13 protein-coding genes are annotated in these 15563 nt (G+C 76.5%); 1 reads left to right on the top strand and 12 read right to left on the bottom strand.

Annotation, left to right across the window (positions count from 1 at the left end):
* Window positions 1-41: 41 nt before the first annotated feature.
* The 12 genes from J1G43_RS02530 to J1G43_RS02475 all read right to left on the bottom strand — a co-directional run bounded on the left by J1G43_RS02530 (window position 42) and on the right by J1G43_RS02475 (window position 14376).
* Window positions 42-4664 (bottom strand): FtsK/SpoIIIE domain-containing protein, encoded by a 4623-nt coding sequence (locus J1G43_RS02530; RefSeq protein ID WP_207339744.1) that lies wholly within the window; start codon window positions 4662-4664, stop codon window positions 42-44.
* An 80-nt stretch (window positions 4665-4744) separates the two neighbouring features.
* Complete coding sequence (locus J1G43_RS02525; RefSeq protein ID WP_207339745.1) at window positions 4745-5017, bottom strand: WXG100 family type VII secretion target; 273 nt, start codon at window positions 5015-5017, stop codon at window positions 4745-4747.
* Window positions 5018-5136: 119 nt separating this feature from the next.
* Complete coding sequence (locus J1G43_RS02520) at window positions 5137-7968, bottom strand: bacterial transcriptional activator domain-containing protein (RefSeq protein WP_207339746.1); 2832 nt, start codon at window positions 7966-7968, stop codon at window positions 5137-5139.
* A complete protein-coding gene (locus J1G43_RS02515) occupies window positions 7965-8450 on the bottom strand; it encodes a pilus assembly protein TadG-related protein (protein WP_207369829.1) in 486 nt (161 codons plus the stop codon). Before J1G43_RS02515 ends, J1G43_RS02520 begins: the two co-directional genes overlap by 4 nt.
* 2 nt (window positions 8451-8452) lie before the next feature.
* The gene (locus J1G43_RS02510) at window positions 8453-8893 is read right to left on the bottom strand and encodes a TadE/TadG family type IV pilus assembly protein (RefSeq protein WP_207369828.1); all 441 of its coding nucleotides are present in this window, start codon (window positions 8891-8893) and stop codon (window positions 8453-8455) included.
* A 76-nt stretch (window positions 8894-8969) separates the two neighbouring features.
* Window positions 8970-9374 carry a TadE/TadG family type IV pilus assembly protein gene (locus J1G43_RS02505; RefSeq protein ID WP_249670653.1) on the bottom strand — a complete coding sequence of 135 codons (405 nt, stop codon included), beginning with the start codon at window positions 9372-9374 and terminating at the stop codon, window positions 8970-8972.
* Window positions 9371-9625, bottom strand: a complete 255-nt coding sequence (locus tag J1G43_RS02500) for a hypothetical protein (RefSeq protein ID WP_242635188.1) — start codon at window positions 9623-9625, stop codon at window positions 9371-9373. The genes J1G43_RS02505 and J1G43_RS02500 overlap by 4 nt, the downstream gene beginning before the upstream one ends.
* A 94-nt stretch (window positions 9626-9719) precedes the next feature.
* Window positions 9720-10640 (bottom strand): type II secretion system F family protein, encoded by a 921-nt coding sequence (locus tag J1G43_RS02495; RefSeq protein ID WP_207339749.1) that lies wholly within the window; start codon window positions 10638-10640, stop codon window positions 9720-9722.
* The gene (locus J1G43_RS02490) at window positions 10637-11554 is read right to left on the bottom strand and encodes a type II secretion system F family protein (RefSeq protein WP_207377888.1); all 918 of its coding nucleotides are present in this window, start codon (window positions 11552-11554) and stop codon (window positions 10637-10639) included. The genes J1G43_RS02495 and J1G43_RS02490 overlap by 4 nt, the downstream gene beginning before the upstream one ends.
* On the bottom strand, window positions 11551-12867 hold the full coding sequence (locus J1G43_RS02485; protein ID WP_207339751.1) for a CpaF family protein: 1317 nt from the start codon (window positions 12865-12867) through the stop codon (window positions 11551-11553). Before J1G43_RS02485 ends, J1G43_RS02490 begins: the two co-directional genes overlap by 4 nt.
* 19 nt (window positions 12868-12886) lie before the next feature.
* A complete protein-coding gene (locus J1G43_RS02480; RefSeq protein WP_207339752.1) occupies window positions 12887-13672 on the bottom strand; it encodes a hypothetical protein in 786 nt (261 codons plus the stop codon).
* Window positions 13672-14376 (bottom strand): SAF domain-containing protein, encoded by a 705-nt coding sequence (locus tag J1G43_RS02475; protein ID WP_207339753.1) that lies wholly within the window; start codon window positions 14374-14376, stop codon window positions 13672-13674. The genes J1G43_RS02480 and J1G43_RS02475 overlap by 1 nt, the downstream gene beginning before the upstream one ends.
* A gap of 280 nt (window positions 14377-14656) precedes the next feature.
* Between J1G43_RS02475 and J1G43_RS02470 the strand changes: the two genes are divergently transcribed.
* Complete coding sequence (locus J1G43_RS02470) at window positions 14657-15493, top strand: FHA domain-containing protein (RefSeq protein ID WP_207339754.1); 837 nt, start codon at window positions 14657-14659, stop codon at window positions 15491-15493.
* Window positions 15494-15563 lie beyond the last annotated feature (70 nt).

The following is a 15563-nucleotide window of genomic DNA, read 5'->3' as shown; positions in this document are numbered from 1 at the left end:
GCAGCCGCACGTCGGGGCAGCCGCCGTCAGGGCAGCGCACGTCAGGGCAGCGGCACCTGCACCAGCTGCCACGCCCCGCCGCTGACCAGCAGACCCCGCCCGGGGACGGCGCCGCCGATCGCCGACCGTGGCAGCCGCAGCCCGAAGAGGTCGCCGTCGTTGGGCGTGGCGGGGGCGAGCAGCAGGCCGCTGCGGGACTTCTTGATGGTGGCGGCCGGCCCCCGGTAGGCGCTGCCCAGCTCGTCGGCCGTGCCGGCGGCCACGACCAGGCCGGGCCGGTCCCGCAGCGCCCCCAGGTGGGCGACGATCGCGTCGGCCAGCACACCGTCGGTGCCCACCAGCTCGAGGTCGTCGACCAGCAGGACGCTGGGCACGTCCTGCGGGACGAGCAGCGCGAGAGCCGCGGTGACCTCGTCCCGCGTGGCCTCGACCTCGATGGCCACGACACCGTCCCGCGCCGCCAAGTCGCGCAGCGGGCTGCGGCGCGGCGTGACGACCCCGACGGTCCAGCCGCGGCGCAGCGCGCTCTCCCCCACGGTGAGCAGCGTGGTGCTGCGGCCGGAGCGCCGCGGGCCCAGCACCAGCAGCCCGGGCCCGTGCTCCTCCGCCTCCAGGCCGTGCAGGGCCAGCGTGTCCCCGCCGACGCCCAGGGGCACGGCGGTACGGCGCAGGGGCGGGCCGCCGAGGGCCGCGGCCTCGTCGAGCGTGAGGCGGGTGGGCAGCGGGTCGATGCGGAACGGCACCTGCGCGCCGGTCGCCGGCACCGGGTCGCCCGCGTGCCGCGCCGTCGCGGTCCGCCCCACCGCCTGCAGCGCCGCCACCTGTGCCGGGCCGCTCGGGTCGTCGTCGAGCAGGCAGACCTGCAGCTCGTGCGGCCCCTCGGAGCGGAACGCGCGACCCTCGGGAAGGTGCTGGGGCACGTCGCGCACCGACAGCCCGACGGACTGGTAGTCGCCCGGGTCGGGCATGGGGAGCATGACGCGGTCCTCGGTGAGCGTGGAGATGCGGCCCGCCAGCAGGCTGCGGTCCCCCGCGACGACGACCTTGACCCCCGCGCCCGGTCCCTCCTGCAGGATCTGCGTCCACAGGTCGACGAGCGCACCCGCGTCCACGTCCTCGAAGGCCTGGATGAACCCCTCCCACCGGTCGAGCAGCACCAGCAGGTACGGCAGGCGCTGCGCGGGGGCGACGCCGGCCCGCTGCTCCCGGACGTCCGCGAACGACTGCTCGGCGAGCAGCTGCTGGCGGCGGGAGATCTCCGCGCGCAGGCGGCGCGTGAGACGCGCGACCCGGTCGGGCTGGTCGCGCGGGACCACGGCACCCGTGTGCGGCAGCCCCATGAGCGGCAGCAGCGCGTTGTTGCCGAAGTCGAGCCCGTACAGGTGGACGTCGCGCGGGGAGGTCCGCGTCGCGACCGCGGCGGCCAGGGCACGCAGCACGGTCGAGCGGCCCGAGCGCGCGGCGCCGACGACCGCCAGGTTGCCGGCCGTGTCCAGGTCGTGCGTCGCGACGTCACGACGCTGCTCCGCGGGCAGGTCGAGCAGGCCGTACGGCAGCGCGAGCGGGCGTGCCGCGAGCGCCTCGCCACCCTGCGTCGCGACGTCGTGTGCCGTGACGACCTCGCCGAGCGCGGGCAGCCACGGCGGTGGTGGCGCGCTGACGCCCGCGAGCGTGGCCGCGCCCTGCACCGCGGTGACCAGCGACGCGAGGTCCGTCGGGACGTCGACGTCGTCCTCGCTCGAGGCCCGCTGCACGGGCACCGGCCGGCCGGTCCCTGCCCACGTCAGCGGTGTGACGTCGACCCGCGCACCGCCGCCCACGCTGGGCGGGCGCCCGCCCACGCGGGACGACTGGAACGCGACGAGGCTGGTGTGCCCGAGCCGTGCGTACGCGCGCCCGGGCAGGCTCGGGGCGATCTCCGCCGCGTCGGGCGCCTCGATGACGTCCTGGCTGTCGTTGCGGTCGGTGACCCGCAGCGCGATGCGCAGGTTGGTGTTCGACTTGATCTCGGCGCTCACGACGCCGGCAGGGCGCTGCGTCGCCAGCACCAGGTGGACGCCCAGGGAGCGGCCGCGCCGCGCGATGTCGACGAGGCCGGTGACGAAGTCCGGCAGCTCGGCGACGAGGGCCGCGAACTCGTCGATGACGATCATGAGGCGCGGCATCGGGGCGTCGGCCGGGCCGCGGGCAGCCAGGTAGTCCTCGATGTCCTTGGCGCCCGCGTCGGCCAGCTGGTGCTCCCGGCGCCGCAGCTCCGCGGCCAGGGACTCCAGCGCGCGTGTGGTCAGGTGCGCGTCGAGGTCGGTCACCATGCCCACGGTGTGGGGCAGCCGGCTGCAGTCCTTGAACGCCGCGCCGCCCTTGTAGTCGACCAGCACGAACGTCATCTCGTCGGGGCGGTTGCCGATCGCGAGGGACGCGATCATCGTCTGCAGCAGCTCCGACTTGCCGGAGCCGGTGGTGCCGGCGACCAGGCCGTGCGGCCCGTCGGCACGCACGTCCACGGCGAACGGCCCGTCGGAGGACTCCCCGATCACGGCGCGCGTCGTGCGGCCGCCGGCCGCCCACCCGCGCGCGACGTCGGCCGGCGTGGGCGGGTCGAGTCCCAGCACGTCCAGCAACCGCGACGAGGCCACGAGGGTCGCGGAGAGGTCCTCGGTGCTGATGTCCTCGATCGGGGCCAGCGACCGGCCCAGCCGCTCGAACCAGCCGGTCGGCACCAGGTCGACGCGCACGCCGTCGACCGGCTCCTGACCGGCCACGGCGACGCGCGCGGTGGGCCCGGCCAGGTCGACGACGGCCTGGCACTCCTCGGGGAGCTGACGCTCCTGCTCGTCCAGGCACAGGAAGTAGATGCCGTGCGCCGGCCCCTCGCGCAGCAGCGTCACCAGACCGGGCAGCAGCCGGACCCGCCGTGCACCGTCGAGCACCACGACCACGGGTGCCGGCAGCACCGCGCCGGACCCGCCGAACCCGACGCCCTGCCCACGTGCGACCGACCGCCGCTGCTCGAGCACGGCGAGCAGCTCGGAGATCCGCCGGGCGGTCGTCTCCTCGTCGGTGCCGACCTGCGCGACCGGTCCGCCGTCGCGGCGCGCGTGCGGCAGCCACCGCACCCACCCCCACTCCTGCCCGCCGTCCGGGTCGGCGAGCAGGTGCACCGACACGTCCGCGGGCGAGTGCGCCGCGACCACCTGCGCGAGCATCCACGCGCCGACCCGGCGGCGCGCGTCGGCCGGTCCGACGACGCCGGTGACGCCGACGCGGGCGAGCGGCACCGCGACGGGCACGTCGGCCGCCGTCCAGTGCTGGACGCGCTCGTGCTCCTCGCGCCCGGGGTCGTGCAACGACACCTCGCTGGGCAGGTCGGCGGTGCCCACGCGCGCCAGCATCCAGTCGGGGTCCGTGCGACGCCGCTCCCACAGCCGGGCGCGCGGGCCGGTGGCGAACAGCAGCACCGTCGCGGGGTCCGGCAGGTCGCGGCGGCGTGACGCGCTCTCGGTGCGCAGCGACTCGAAGGCCTGCTGCTCGATGCGCGCCACCCGCTGCACGTAGGTCCGTACGGCCTCGACGTGCTTGCTGCGCTGCCCCCCGCGCGAGGACACGAAGTTGCCGATGGCCATGAGCGGGGACAGCCCCATGATGATCAGCGCGTAGGGCGACCTGGTGAACCAGTACATGGCCGCGCCCATGACCAGCGGCATGAGCACCATCGTCAGGGGGAAGCGCTGCTTGTCGGGCATGCGCGGCTCGGGCGGCAGCCGGAACTCCGACGGCCGCACGGGCGGCAGCAGCCGCGGCGGCCGGTTGTAGTCGAGCGTGGCGCCCGCCGCGCTCGGTGACAGCGACGCGTCGGGCAGGCCCACCTCACCGACCTCGAGGACGACGTCACCCACCACCAGCGACTCGCCGGGGTGCCACGGCTGCGCGGCGGTCAGCGCGATCCGGTCGACGTGGACCAGCGGGCGGTCGGACTCCGGGTCGACCTCGGTCATGGCCTCCAGGCCCTGGCGCGCCTGCGCGAGCTGGCGGGCGAACCGCCCCCGGGGGCGCCGGCCGCGGGACGCCCCGGCCGCCGGCTCGCCCCGGGGGACCACGATGGGGCCCTCCGGGGGGCGACGGCGCACGGGTGCGGGGACGACGGCACCCAGCACCTCGGGCGCGGGCTCGACGGTCACCGAGCCGTCGACGCCGACCTCCAGCACCACGGCGACCGGCGGCACGTCGGGGTCGTCCACCGGGACGGACGCGGCGGGGTCCGACCCGAGCACGTGCCGGCCGACCGGCAGGCGGTGCACCCGCCCGGCCTGCCGGCCGGACACGACACGGACCTCGCACGCACCGTCCGGCTCCGCCCACACGTCGCCCGGGTCGACCCCGAGGCCCACGACCGCGCCGTGCCGCAGCGGCGACTGCTCGACGGGTACGTCGGCGTCCAGCGGGGCGCCGTGCCACCACAGGTCGGGCGCACCGGCCTCGGCGACCGTCGCGGTCACGACGCCCAGGTGCCCCGACCCGCGCGGCACCACGCGCGCACGCGCCGTCGGCACGAGCGCGTCGAGCGCCTGCGCGACGTCCCGCACCCGCGCACCGGGAGGGCACTCCACGACGACGTCGCGCGGCTCGTCGCCGCGCTGGGCCGTCACGCTGAGCAGCAGTCGCACGCGCTCCCCCGTCCGGGTGGCTCGGTGCCGGGCGGACCACGGCCCGCCCCATGAGGGCGGGCCGCCGGCCGTGGCACCGGTCAGATGCGGTCGGGCTCGCCCGTGGCCGCCGCGATGTTGTTGTGGTTCGTCTTCACGTCGCCCGCTGCACCGTCCAGCGCGTCACGCAGCCGGTCGAGGTTGGCGCGGTAGTCCTGCCACGCGGTCCGGAAGTCCTCGGAGTACTTGCCCGTCCACACGGCGCTCTCGAGCGCCTTGTCGACGTCGCCCTTCATCCGCTCGGCGTCGGCCGCCGTCGTCGTGAACGTCTTGTTGAGCTGCTGCAGGGTGCTGAGTTCGGCGCCAACGGCCACGGGAGTCTCCTCTTGTGTCGAGCTCGGCGCCCCTCGGCGCCGGGGACCGACCTTATCGGGCAATTCACCGCGAAGGGTGCGCCTTGTGGATGAACCGTCGAGCGCTCACTCGTCCGGTCTCACGCGGACCCGCGCAGGGTCTGCCCCGTGTCCGGGACCAGCTCCTCGACCAGGGCCCGCGTGGCCGCCGACATCACCGGGACGTCCGCCGCGCGCAGCGTCGCGACCAGGACGCCGACCACGTCACGCACCGCGTCGGGGCCGCCCGTGGCGTCCGCGGCCCGCAGCAGGTCGCGCCACAGCAGCTCGGACGTCGGGCTGACCTGCACGGCGTCCCAGGCAACCCGCTGCGCGGCCGCCGGGTCGTCGCCGTCCCGGTGCAGCACCACGAGGCGGTGGGCCGCGTCGACGAGCAGGTCCCGCGACGCGTGCTCCGCGCGCACCCGGGCGAGCCACCCGTAGCGCCCCGGCGGCCGGACGGCCACGACGGGCGCCGCCGCCAGGGCGAGGGCCTCGCCGAGCAGCGAGCGCTCGGCCGCGGGATCGGCGGCACCGCGCGCCCGCGCGAGCAGCGAGCGCACGACGTCCCAGTCCACGACGACGTCGGGACCCAGGGTGAGCCGCCCGTCGTCGCCCCGGCGCAGGTGCGGCCGCCCGGCCGCGTCCTCGCCGAGCCACGCCGCGGCGCGGGTGATCGTGCGCTCCCGGACCTCCGGGGTCGCCCCACCGGGCCACAGCGCGGCGGCCAGCACCGTGCCGTGCACCCCCTCGGGGTGCAGCGCGAGCAGGGTCACCAGCTCGGTGAGCAGCGGCCGGCGGGCCTCGTCCACCGGCCGCCGCGCCTCGACGCGGGGCTCACCGAGCACGAGCACCCGGACCGCGGCACGCTGCAGGTCCGCCGCGGACAGCGTCCGGTCCGGCGGGTCGACGTCGGGCCGTTCCACCGCGCCCTCGTGCTCGGCCGCCGCCCGCCGCTCGTCGACACCGCGCACGGGGTCCGGCGCCTCGACCAGCAGCTCGCCCAGCGCGTCGACGTGCGCGGCGGTGAGCCGGTTGGCGCGGACGTCGACGCCCAGCAGGCGGGCCGTCAGCCGGCCGTCGGCCGCGACCTCGAGCCGCCAGCGCGCGCCGGGCAGGTCTCCCACGCAGACCACGCCCAGCGCGGTGCGCTGCGCGGTGGTCGACAGGGCGGCCAGCTCGCGGCCGGCGTCCGGGGCGGGCGGCTCGCCCAGCACGACGTACTCGGGCACACCCACCGCGGTGCCGTCGCCCCGCAGGCGGCCGGTCAGGACGTCGTCGCCGGTCGCGCGGGCGCGGTGGGCACGCAGCCGGTCCAGCACGCCGGTGACCGTGCCGGCGCGCGTGTAGCGGTCCGCGGGGAGCTCGCGCAGCCCGTCCGGCATGCCCACCCCGGTCACCTGCAGGGCGTCCGACCAGCGGTTGGTCGCCAGCTCGGCGGCCAGCGCGGTCGCGACCTCCCGGGCGGCGGTCGGGTCGCCGACCAGCGCCACAGGACCCTGCGCGGCCTCGAGGTCCACGAGGACGTCGCGGCCCGCGTCGTCGCGGCCCAGGGACACCAGGCCCGGGAACGGCGCCGGTGCGTCGATCCGGCCCAGGTCGAGGTCGGAGGCGGCGAGCCGCCAGCGACGCCCGCCGTCCAGCGTCTGCCAGGGCCGCGGGGCGTCCGCGGCGGCCGGCGTCAGGTCGAGCTCCAGCCCGCTGTCGTCGACGCGTGCGACCACGACGCCCGGCAGGCTGCGCCGCTGCGAGCGCAGCTCGGCGGCGAGCCGCCGCAGCCCACGGTCGAGCAGCAGCGCACGCTGCGGGTCGGCTCCGACGCGCAGGACGACCTCGAGCTCGACCGCGCCCGCGCCGGGCTCGCCGGAGCGCCCGCGGCGGCGACGGCGCTCGAGCGCCACGAGCAGGCCGGCGGCCAGCAGGCCCGCCCCGACCAGACCGGGCGCGGTGCTCTCCGCGGCGGACCCGGTGACCTCGTGGGCGGCGGCCCCGGCGACCCCGGTGGCGGCGGTCGCCACGTCGCCCGCCGGGGTGGGCGCGGCCGGGGCCTGGACGGGCACCGCGGGCGCCGGGGCGGGGGTGACCACCGCGGTGACGCGGTCCACGCCCGTCGCGTCCTCCGGCATGATCAGCAGCCAGTTCGGCTGGATCAGCCGCTCGAGCGTGAGCTCCTGGCCGTCGGGCTGGTCCCGGCCCTTGTTGAGCTCGAACACCTCGCGGTAGCGCATGCCGTCGCCGGTGGTGCGCTCGGCGATGTCCCAGAGGTTGTCGTGGTACCGGCCCTCGGGCGGCTGCACCACGTAGACGCGGCGCCCCTCGAGCTCGGCGCCCTCCTCGGGGCTGAGCTGCATGCCCCCCAGCCAGTACGTGGTCTCGACCTGGGCGGCAGCCTCGACCGAGGCGTCGGCGGCGGGGGCCGGCGTCGACGCCGCGGGCCCGGGGACCTCGACGGCGGAGACCGCCACCGGGGACGCGACGGACTCGTACCCCGCGACGGCGGGCGCGACCGCCGCGGTGGCCTGACCGGCCGCGGTCACGAGCAGCAGCACCGTCACCACCAGCGTGCGGGCCAGCCGCTGGCTGGGACCGGCCAGCGGCACCCGGGCGGGCAGCCCGACGCCCGACAGCGCCGACCGCAGCTCGACGAGCACGCAGACCGTGAACTGCAACCAGGCGATCCACACCACCCACACCAGCACTGCCAGCAGCTGCTCGACCCCGATGGTGGCCAGCAGGTCCGCCCGGCCGGGCAGGGACGTGGGGATGACGGGCAGGGCGTCGAGCGCCACCAGCCCCGCCGGGACCCCGACGACGAGCAGGAGCAGCAGGAACGCCGCACCGAGGGCCGCGCCGACAGGTCGGGCCTCCGGCTCCCCCACCTGCTGGAACCGCTGGGGGCCGGTGCGGCGCTCGTCCTGGTGCTGGCTGGTCACGGTGCTCCCCCGAGCTCGGAGTTGATGCCGAAGGCGGCGCGCGCGGTGGCGTCGCCCTCGACGGTGAAGCTGTCGATGAACACGAGCTGCAGCAGCGCCGTCGGGACGACGTCGCTGACCTGGACCGTCACGGCGTCCCCGTCGGCGCCGACGGAGATGCGGCCGGGCGCGTAACCACGTGCGACGAGGAAGTCACGGGCCTCACTGGTCGCCCGCACCGGGTCGATCCTCGGGACGCTGCCGCCGCGCAGGGACCCGGCGTCCACCTGGTCGGCGCCGACGCGCGCCGCCTGCTCCGCGTCGTCGGTGATGGCGACCCGCGCGTTCACGGCGCGCCCGCCGTCCGCGACCAGGCCGGCGAGCGCGAACAGCACGACGACCAGGCCGATGACGAAGGCGGTCGCCGTGCCGCGGTCACCCCGCTCCGGCCCGCCGTCCGGGTCCGTCACGCCCTGCCGGACGCGGTCCACGGTCCTGCGCACGCTCAGCCTCCCGTCCGTCGCCACGTGTCCAGCGGGGCGGTGCTCGACCCGGTCACGTCCGCCGACCCGGGCAGCCCGACGAGTCCCAGGTCGGAGAACGAGACCCGGCAGCGCACCTCCACGGTCACCAGGTCACCGGCGACGAAGTCCCCGGTCAGCTCGGCCGGCTCGCACCGCAGCGAGTCGGGCGCGGCGGCGTCCGCCATGGCGCGCGCGGCCACCAGCGCGGCGTCGCCGCTGCGCTCGAGGGTCGCGGCACGCACGGCGTCGCGCGCCATCGCCTGCGCCGCCCCCTCGGCGGACACGAACCGGCCGAAGGCGACGACGAGGAACATCATGAGGACGAGCAGCGGCACGAGCACGACGACCTCGACGGCCATCGACCCGCGGTCGCGCGGCGGCGCCGCGGCGCAGCGGGGTCGCCGGTCCTCCCCGTGCCTCATGCGTCCCCCTCCCCTCGGTCCGACGGCTGCCGGCCGGCGTCCAGCGCCACCGGCCCCGCCCGGTGCTGCACCCGCGTCACGTGTCCGCGCGGAAGCGCTCGACCGGTCCCTGGACCGTGGCCGACACCTCGGGCGCCAGCCCCTGCACGATCTCGACCGCGCGGCCCGTGACGGTGACGCGCACCGTCAGGGCGTCGGGCTGGGTGACCGTCACGTCCACGTCGCGCAGCGACGCACCACCGATCTGCTCGGCGTACGTGACGGCCCGCTGCCGCGCCTCCTGCACCGACCCGGCGGTCCCGCCACCGGTGCGCACGACGCGCGCCGCCTCGCGCGCGACGGCGCCGGCGAGCTCGTTCCCGTACCAGGTGAGCGAGAACTGCACGATCGCGAAGATCGCCAGCATGAGCAGCGGCGTGTAGAAGATCATCTCGACGCTGCTCGCTCCGCGGTCGTCACGCGGGTGACGCCACCGGCTCACGGGCCGTCGCCGCCACCGGGGTTACCACCGCCACTGCCGGGTGCGCCGGGGATGTCGATCGCGTCGGCCTCCTCGGTGATCCGGTTGTACAGGGTGAGACCGACGGCAGCCGCGAGGGCCACCAGGACGCCGGTGATGATCACCCACTCGATCGCGGAGGCCCCGCGGTCGCCGGACTGCTGTGCGCGGGCGATCCGTCGCCGGATCTCCAGCTCCATGTACCCGTACGGGGTCCAGGGTGCGAAGAACATGTCACTCTCCTGTCGTGCCGTGCCTGTGTGGTCCTGCCGTGCGTCCGTGCCTGTCCATCCGTGCGTGCTGCCGGTCGCGCGTGCCCGCGCAGCCTCACCCGCTGCCGAACACCGTCATCGCCGCCGGGTAGACGAGGAAGACGAGGAACCCGATCGCCAGCAGCAGCTGGGCGACGAGCATGGTCTCGGAGCTCTCACCGGCCTTGCCCTCGGCGTCGGCGAGCTCGCGCCGGCGCATCGAGCCGGCCCGGGCCGCGAGCGAGTCCCGCACCTTGGCCCCGTCCTCGGCGACGAGCGCCAGGGCCGCGGCCAGGTCGCGCAGCTCGTCGACGCGCAGGTCCTCGCCGAGGGCACCGAGCGCCGCCCACGGCGTCTCACCGCGCAGCCGGGCCGCGATCAGGGCGTCCCGGATGCGGACCATCGCCCAGCCGTCGCTGATCTCCGAGGCGCCGGACAACGCCTCGGGCACACCGCGCCCGCCGGCCAGGCTCATGGCGACCAGGTCGAGGAACGAGCCGACCACGTGCCGGAAGTCACGACGCCGGCGGGCCGCCTGCGAGCGCACCGACAGCGCGGGCAGGGCACCGGCGACCAGGGCGACGACGACCGCGACGACCACCGGCACCCCGAGCGGCACCCCGGTCCCCAGCGCCGCGAGCGCCGCCGTGACCAGCAGCGGGACCACGAGACCGGCGAGACCGGCCAGCACGGTGCGGGCGAGGAACGCGTCCCGCGTGAGCCCGACCATCGACAGGTCCGAGCGCAGGGAGCCCAGCCCGATGCCGAGGGCGTCCAGGCCACCCGCGGTGCGACGGCCCAGGACCTGCTCCCAGGACGGCAGCAGCGCGGCCTGCCGGTCGGTCTGCAGCACGCGTGCGCGCGCGCGGCCCTCGCGGCGCTCCCGGTCGAGCCGCGCCAGGGCGCCCGCGGGACGGGTGGCGGGCGGCACCAGCACCAGGACGAGGACGAGGACGCCCAGCCCGGCCAGCGCACCGGCCACGAGCACGCCGGTCATCCGCGCACCTCCGGACCGGTCAGGGCACGGCCGTCGGGCGCGCCGCCGCGGTCGGCCGGTGCGGCGCGGTCGGGGGTCGCGACGAGGAAGCGCTCGGGCAGCTCGACGCCGGACAGCCGCCGCATCCACAGGAACCCGGCGGCGAAGAGCGTGCACACGAGCGTGAGGACCAGCTGCCCGGTGGCGGTGCCGTACGGCTCGACGTACGTGGGGTTGAGGACGGTCAGGCCGAGGATGGCCACGATCGAGAACACCGTGACGATGAGGGCCGACCGTCGGGTGGACGCACGCCCGGCACCGACCCGCTGCCGCATGTCGAGCTCGGCGCGGCCCGCGTCGGACAGCGACGAGAGCACCTGGCGCAGACCGGGACCGCGCAGCCGCGCGTTGAGGATCAGCGCGGCGACGATGAGGTCGGCGCTGGGGTCGTCCAGGTCGTCCGCGAGCCGCTGCAGCGCCGTGGCCAGCGGCACCCGCACCCGCAGCCGGTCCACCAGCAGCCGCAGCTGCGGCTGGATCACGGGCGACGCGGCCGTGACCGTCGCGGGGATCGCCTGCTCCAGACCCACGGCACCGGCGATCGTGTCGCGCAGCGACTCGGTCCACGCCGCGAGCGCCTCGATGCGGGCCATGGCCTGACGCTCCGCGCGCGCACCCCCGAACAGCACGGGCCACACCAGCACCAGCAGCACCGCGGCCACGGCCGCCACGGGCCAGCGCGTCAGCAGGAGCACCAGCAGGCCGGCGCCCAGGGCCAGGGCGCCCTGCCGACCGATCCGCTCGACCAGCGAGGGCCCCTCGCTGCGGACCGTCGCCCGGCGGCGGTCGCGCGGCAGCAGGCTGTCGACGAGCAGGACGAGGCCGCCGCCGACGAGGGCGCCGAGGCAGACGACGAGCAGCAGCGTGGGGGTCATCGGACCCCCTGCGCGAACGCGTAGCCGGGGCTGTACCCGACGGCCGCGAGCTCGTCGATGCACGCGACGGGTGCGGCCGGGACCGCGATCCCCCCGGGTCCGGGCGCGAACACCTCGCTGGACAGCACGCGCCCGTCGATGCCGTTGACCTCACGGATGCTGGCGACGTAGCGGCGCAGCCGCCCGCCCGACGCGTAGTCGTTCTGCTTCTGCACGAACACGACGAAGTCGATCGCACCCGCGATGAGCATCATCGTGGCGTCGACCGGCAGGCGCTCCGCCGACTGGATGGCGTAGGTGGAGATGCGGTTGAACACCTCGATGGAGCTGTTGGCGTGGATCGTCGACAGCGAGCCGTCGTTGCCCTGGCTCATCGCGTTGAGCATCGTGACGATCTCGTCGCCCAGCACCTCGCCGACGATCACGCGGCTCGGGTTCATGCGCAGGCTGCGGCGCACCAGCTCGGCCATGGTGATCGCACCGTTGCCCTCGGAGTTGGGCAGCCGCTCCTCGAACGCCACGACGTTGGGGTGCAGGTCCGCGAACTCCCCGAGCCCCAGCTCCAGGGCGCGCTCGACGGTGATGAGGCGCTCGTGGGGGCCGATCTCGTTGGCCAGGGCGCGCAGCATCGTCGTCTTCCCGGCGTTGGTGGCGCCGGCGATCATGATGTTCTTGCGGGCCGCCACGGCGGCGGACAGGAACGCCGCGATGTCCGGCGTCACCGACCCGAACCGCACCAGGTCGTCCAGGTGCACGCGCGACAGGCGCGAGCGGCGGATCGACACCGAGGGCCGCGCGCACACGTCCATGACCGCGGACATGCGCGAGCCGTCGGGGAGCCGGATGTCGAGCTGCGGGTTGGCGGAGTCGAACGGCCGGCTCGTCAGGCCCGAGTAGGCGCCCAGCACCTGGATGAGCTCGACGAGCTCGTCGTCCGTCTCCGCCACGGGCGGGGCGACGGCCTCGCGGCCGTCGGAGTACTGCACGAAGACCCGGTCGCAGCCGTTGATGTCGATGTTCTCGACGTCCCGGTCGTCCAGCAGCGGCTGCAGGCGCCCGACGCCGAAGAGGGCCGCGTGGATACCCCCGGCGACCTCCTCCTCCTCCAGCGGCGCCAGCGGTGTGCGGCCGGCCGCGATCTCGGCACGGGCGTGCGCGTCCAGGACACGGTTGATGACGGCGCGGGCGAACTGCCGCTCGTCCTGGGCGGACATGGCAGGGCTGCCCGCGGCGGCGTCGTCGCGCCGCTGCCGGGCGAGGGTGTCGGCGACCTCCTCGCGCAACCGGCGGACGAGCCCCTGGTCGACGGCCATGTGTGCTCCTCCGGGACGCTCAGACGGGGGTGCCGACGCCGCGGCCCGCGCGCGCGGCGGCGAGCGCCCGCACCGGGTCGACGAGCTGGCGGACGGACCGGACGAGCAGGGAGCGCGCGACGGGGCGCTGCAGGCGCCCGCCCACGACGTCGGCGGCGCGCGGGTCGTCCGCGACCTGGCCGAGCACCGTCGCGGACAGCCCCTCGTGCGCGAGCAGCTGGGCCAGGTCACCGGCCGAGCGGCGGTCCCGGCTGTCGGCCACGAGCACGATGCCGATCGCGGGCGACCGCAGGCTCGCGTCCCGCAGCTGCGCCAGCCAGCGCACGCGCTCACGCAGGTGCGCGAAGGCCTCGAGGCGCGCGCGCGTGACGACCAGCACGACGTCCGACGCCTGCACGATCGGCAGCACCGGGCTCGACGGGGTCACGCGGCCCACGTCGACGACGACGTCGCGGCCGGGCCACCGGGAGAACGCGGCGCCGAGCTGCGGGAGCACGGGGGCGATGCCGACCATCTGGTCGGGCGTGCCGACGCCGCACAACACGTCCAGGCCGCCCTCCGACTGCTGCAGGTGCGCCTCGAGCGGGCGGTCCGCCAGCCCTCGGCGGGCGTCCGCCGCCAGGGAGAGCAGACCCAGCTCGGGGTCCAGGGCACCCTCGTCGGGGCGGCGCGCCAGCAGCGACAGGTCGCCGCCGCCGGGGTCGGCGTCCACCAGCACGACGTCCTGCGGCCAGACGCTCGCCAGCACCCGGGCCGTCGTCGTGACGCCCGGCGCCCCCTTGGCGGAGGCGACGGTGACCAGCATCAGCCGTCCCCGTCCACCGCGGCGCCGCGCGTCATGAGGACCGCGGCGAGCTGCCCCTCGGCGCCCACACCGGCCACGACCGGGCCCTCGGAGTCCTCCACGATGAAGGTGGCGGTGACCGTCGCGCCGCCGGGGCTGTCGCTCGATCGCGACGCGGAGCTCACCAGCGCCTCGCGGACCAGCACGGTGCCCTCGCCGTCCAGGACGCGCACCAGCTGCACGACGTCGCCCGGCTGGAGCCCCGAGGCCGGCACGCGGCCCGCGGCCAGGGCCGCACCCACGGCCACCTTGCCCTCGGTGAGCATCCCCGACGTGGTGAGCATCGACGTGTCGAGCAGCTGACCGGCGCTGATGGAGCGCCGCGCGTACTGGCCGACCACCAGGTCGTGCTGCCCCGCGGGGAGCAGCAGGGTGCCCTCGGACGCCACGGGCGTGGTCCCGAGGTGCTCGGCCGTGATGCGCTGACCGGCGACGATGTCCGCGGTGGCGACCAGGACCGGGACACGCGAGTCCGCCCGCAGCGCGAGCAGGCCGGCGACCGCGGCGCCGCCGACGATCAGCAGCACCGCGAACGCCGCGAGCAGCGGTCGCCTCTCGCGCGGCGGCGGCGGCAGGCGGTCGGCCCGCGCACCGGACGGTCGGCTCGCGCGGGCGCGGCGGTCCGGTGCGGCCTCGGGCCCGGTCGTGCTGGTGCTCACCGTCATGGGCGACGCCGTACCTCACGCTCGTCGTGTGCTGGACGGGAAGACTATAGGGGCGAGTAGGGGCGATCCGGACAGACCGGTCACCCGGACGGCTCTCCGGCCCCGCCCGCGACGTCGGTAGCATCTGCGCACGCGCCGCGGGTCCCCGGACCGGCGGCGAGGCCCCACGAGCGGGTCCGGGGACCGGACCCGACGGGACGAGAAGAGGGCTCGCCATGCACGGACCTGCGGCTCCGCACGCCACGGGTGGACGGCGCGACCGCGGCGCCCGGGACGCGTCATGACCCGGGGCGCCCCCGCGGGCGGTCCCACCGTCACCCGGATCTCGCCCTGGCCGCGGGTGACGGCCGTCCTGCACTCGCCGACGACCGCGACCCTGATCGTCAACGACACCGAGCACGCGTGCTCGGCGCCCTCCGCCGCCCGGCTGCGGACCGGCCTGCTCGCGCGCGCCACGGCCGTGGCGGCGACGGTCGACCGCCCGGTGCGGCTGCGACTCGCGTCAGCCGGCGGTGGCCAGCTGCTGGCCGTGCACCCGGACGGCGCCGTGCACGCGCTCGACGACCAGGGGCGCACGTCCGCCGCGCCGCTGCCCGCACCCCAGGACACCGGGTGCCGCCGGTGCGGCACCCCCCAGCCCGTCGTCGCGACGACGTGCGCCCGGTGCGGTGCGCTCGAGCCCCACCGCGTCGAGGACCGCCCCGTCCCCGTGCTCGACGTCGCCGCGCTGACGCTCCCGGACGCGGCGCTGGCCGAGCGCCTGCACGGGACGCGGGACGAGGCGGCCCACCCGGACGTGTCGCAGGCCGTGCTCGAGGTGGACGGCCGCCCGCCGGTGACGTTCCACGGCGAGGCGGCACTCGGGCGCAACCCCTCCGCGGCGCCGGGCCGCACCCCCGTCGTCGTGCGCAGCCCCGGCATGCTCGTCTCCAAGACGCACGCGCTGGTGTCCGTCGACCCCCAGGGGGTGCTGCGGGTCACGGACTGCGGGTCCACCAACGGCACGACCGTGCTGGGCGACCCGCCGCTGCCGCTGAGCCCGGGCCAGGCGCACGTGGTGCCGTCGGGGACCACGGTCCGGCTCGGTGACGTGTCCTGCCGGATCGTCCTGGTCTGACGGCCTGACGGTCCTGACGATCCTGACGGTCCTGACGGTCCTGACGGTCCTGACGGTCCTGACGGGCTGA

Source organism: Cellulomonas sp. zg-ZUI22 (genome assembly GCF_017353535.1).
Lineage (GTDB): Bacteria > Actinomycetota > Actinomycetes > Actinomycetales > Cellulomonadaceae > Cellulomonas > Cellulomonas wangleii.
This window is presented reverse-complemented; position numbering and strand designations above follow the sequence as displayed.

Coding starts and splice junctions, on each gene's coding strand:
- J1G43_RS02510 (WP_207369828.1), bottom strand. CDS start 8,893: ATGAGGCACGGGGAGGACCGGCGACCCCGCTGCGCCGCGGCGCCGCCG.
- J1G43_RS02500 (WP_242635188.1), bottom strand. CDS start 9,625: ATGTTCTTCGCACCCTGGACCCCGTACGGGTACATGGAGCTGGAGATC.
- J1G43_RS02495 (WP_207339749.1), bottom strand. CDS start 10,640: ATGACCGGCGTGCTCGTGGCCGGTGCGCTGGCCGGGCTGGGCGTCCTC.
- J1G43_RS02490 (WP_207377888.1), bottom strand. CDS start 11,554: ATGACCCCCACGCTGCTGCTCGTCGTCTGCCTCGGCGCCCTCGTCGGC.
- J1G43_RS02485 (WP_207339751.1), bottom strand. CDS start 12,867: ATGGCCGTCGACCAGGGGCTCGTCCGCCGGTTGCGCGAGGAGGTCGCC.
- J1G43_RS02480 (WP_207339752.1), bottom strand. CDS start 13,672: ATGCTGGTCACCGTCGCCTCCGCCAAGGGGGCGCCGGGCGTCACGACG.
- J1G43_RS02475 (WP_207339753.1), bottom strand. CDS start 14,376: ATGACGGTGAGCACCAGCACGACCGGGCCCGAGGCCGCACCGGACCGC.
- J1G43_RS02470 (WP_207339754.1), top strand. CDS start 14,657: ATGACCCGGGGCGCCCCCGCGGGCGGTCCCACCGTCACCCGGATCTCG.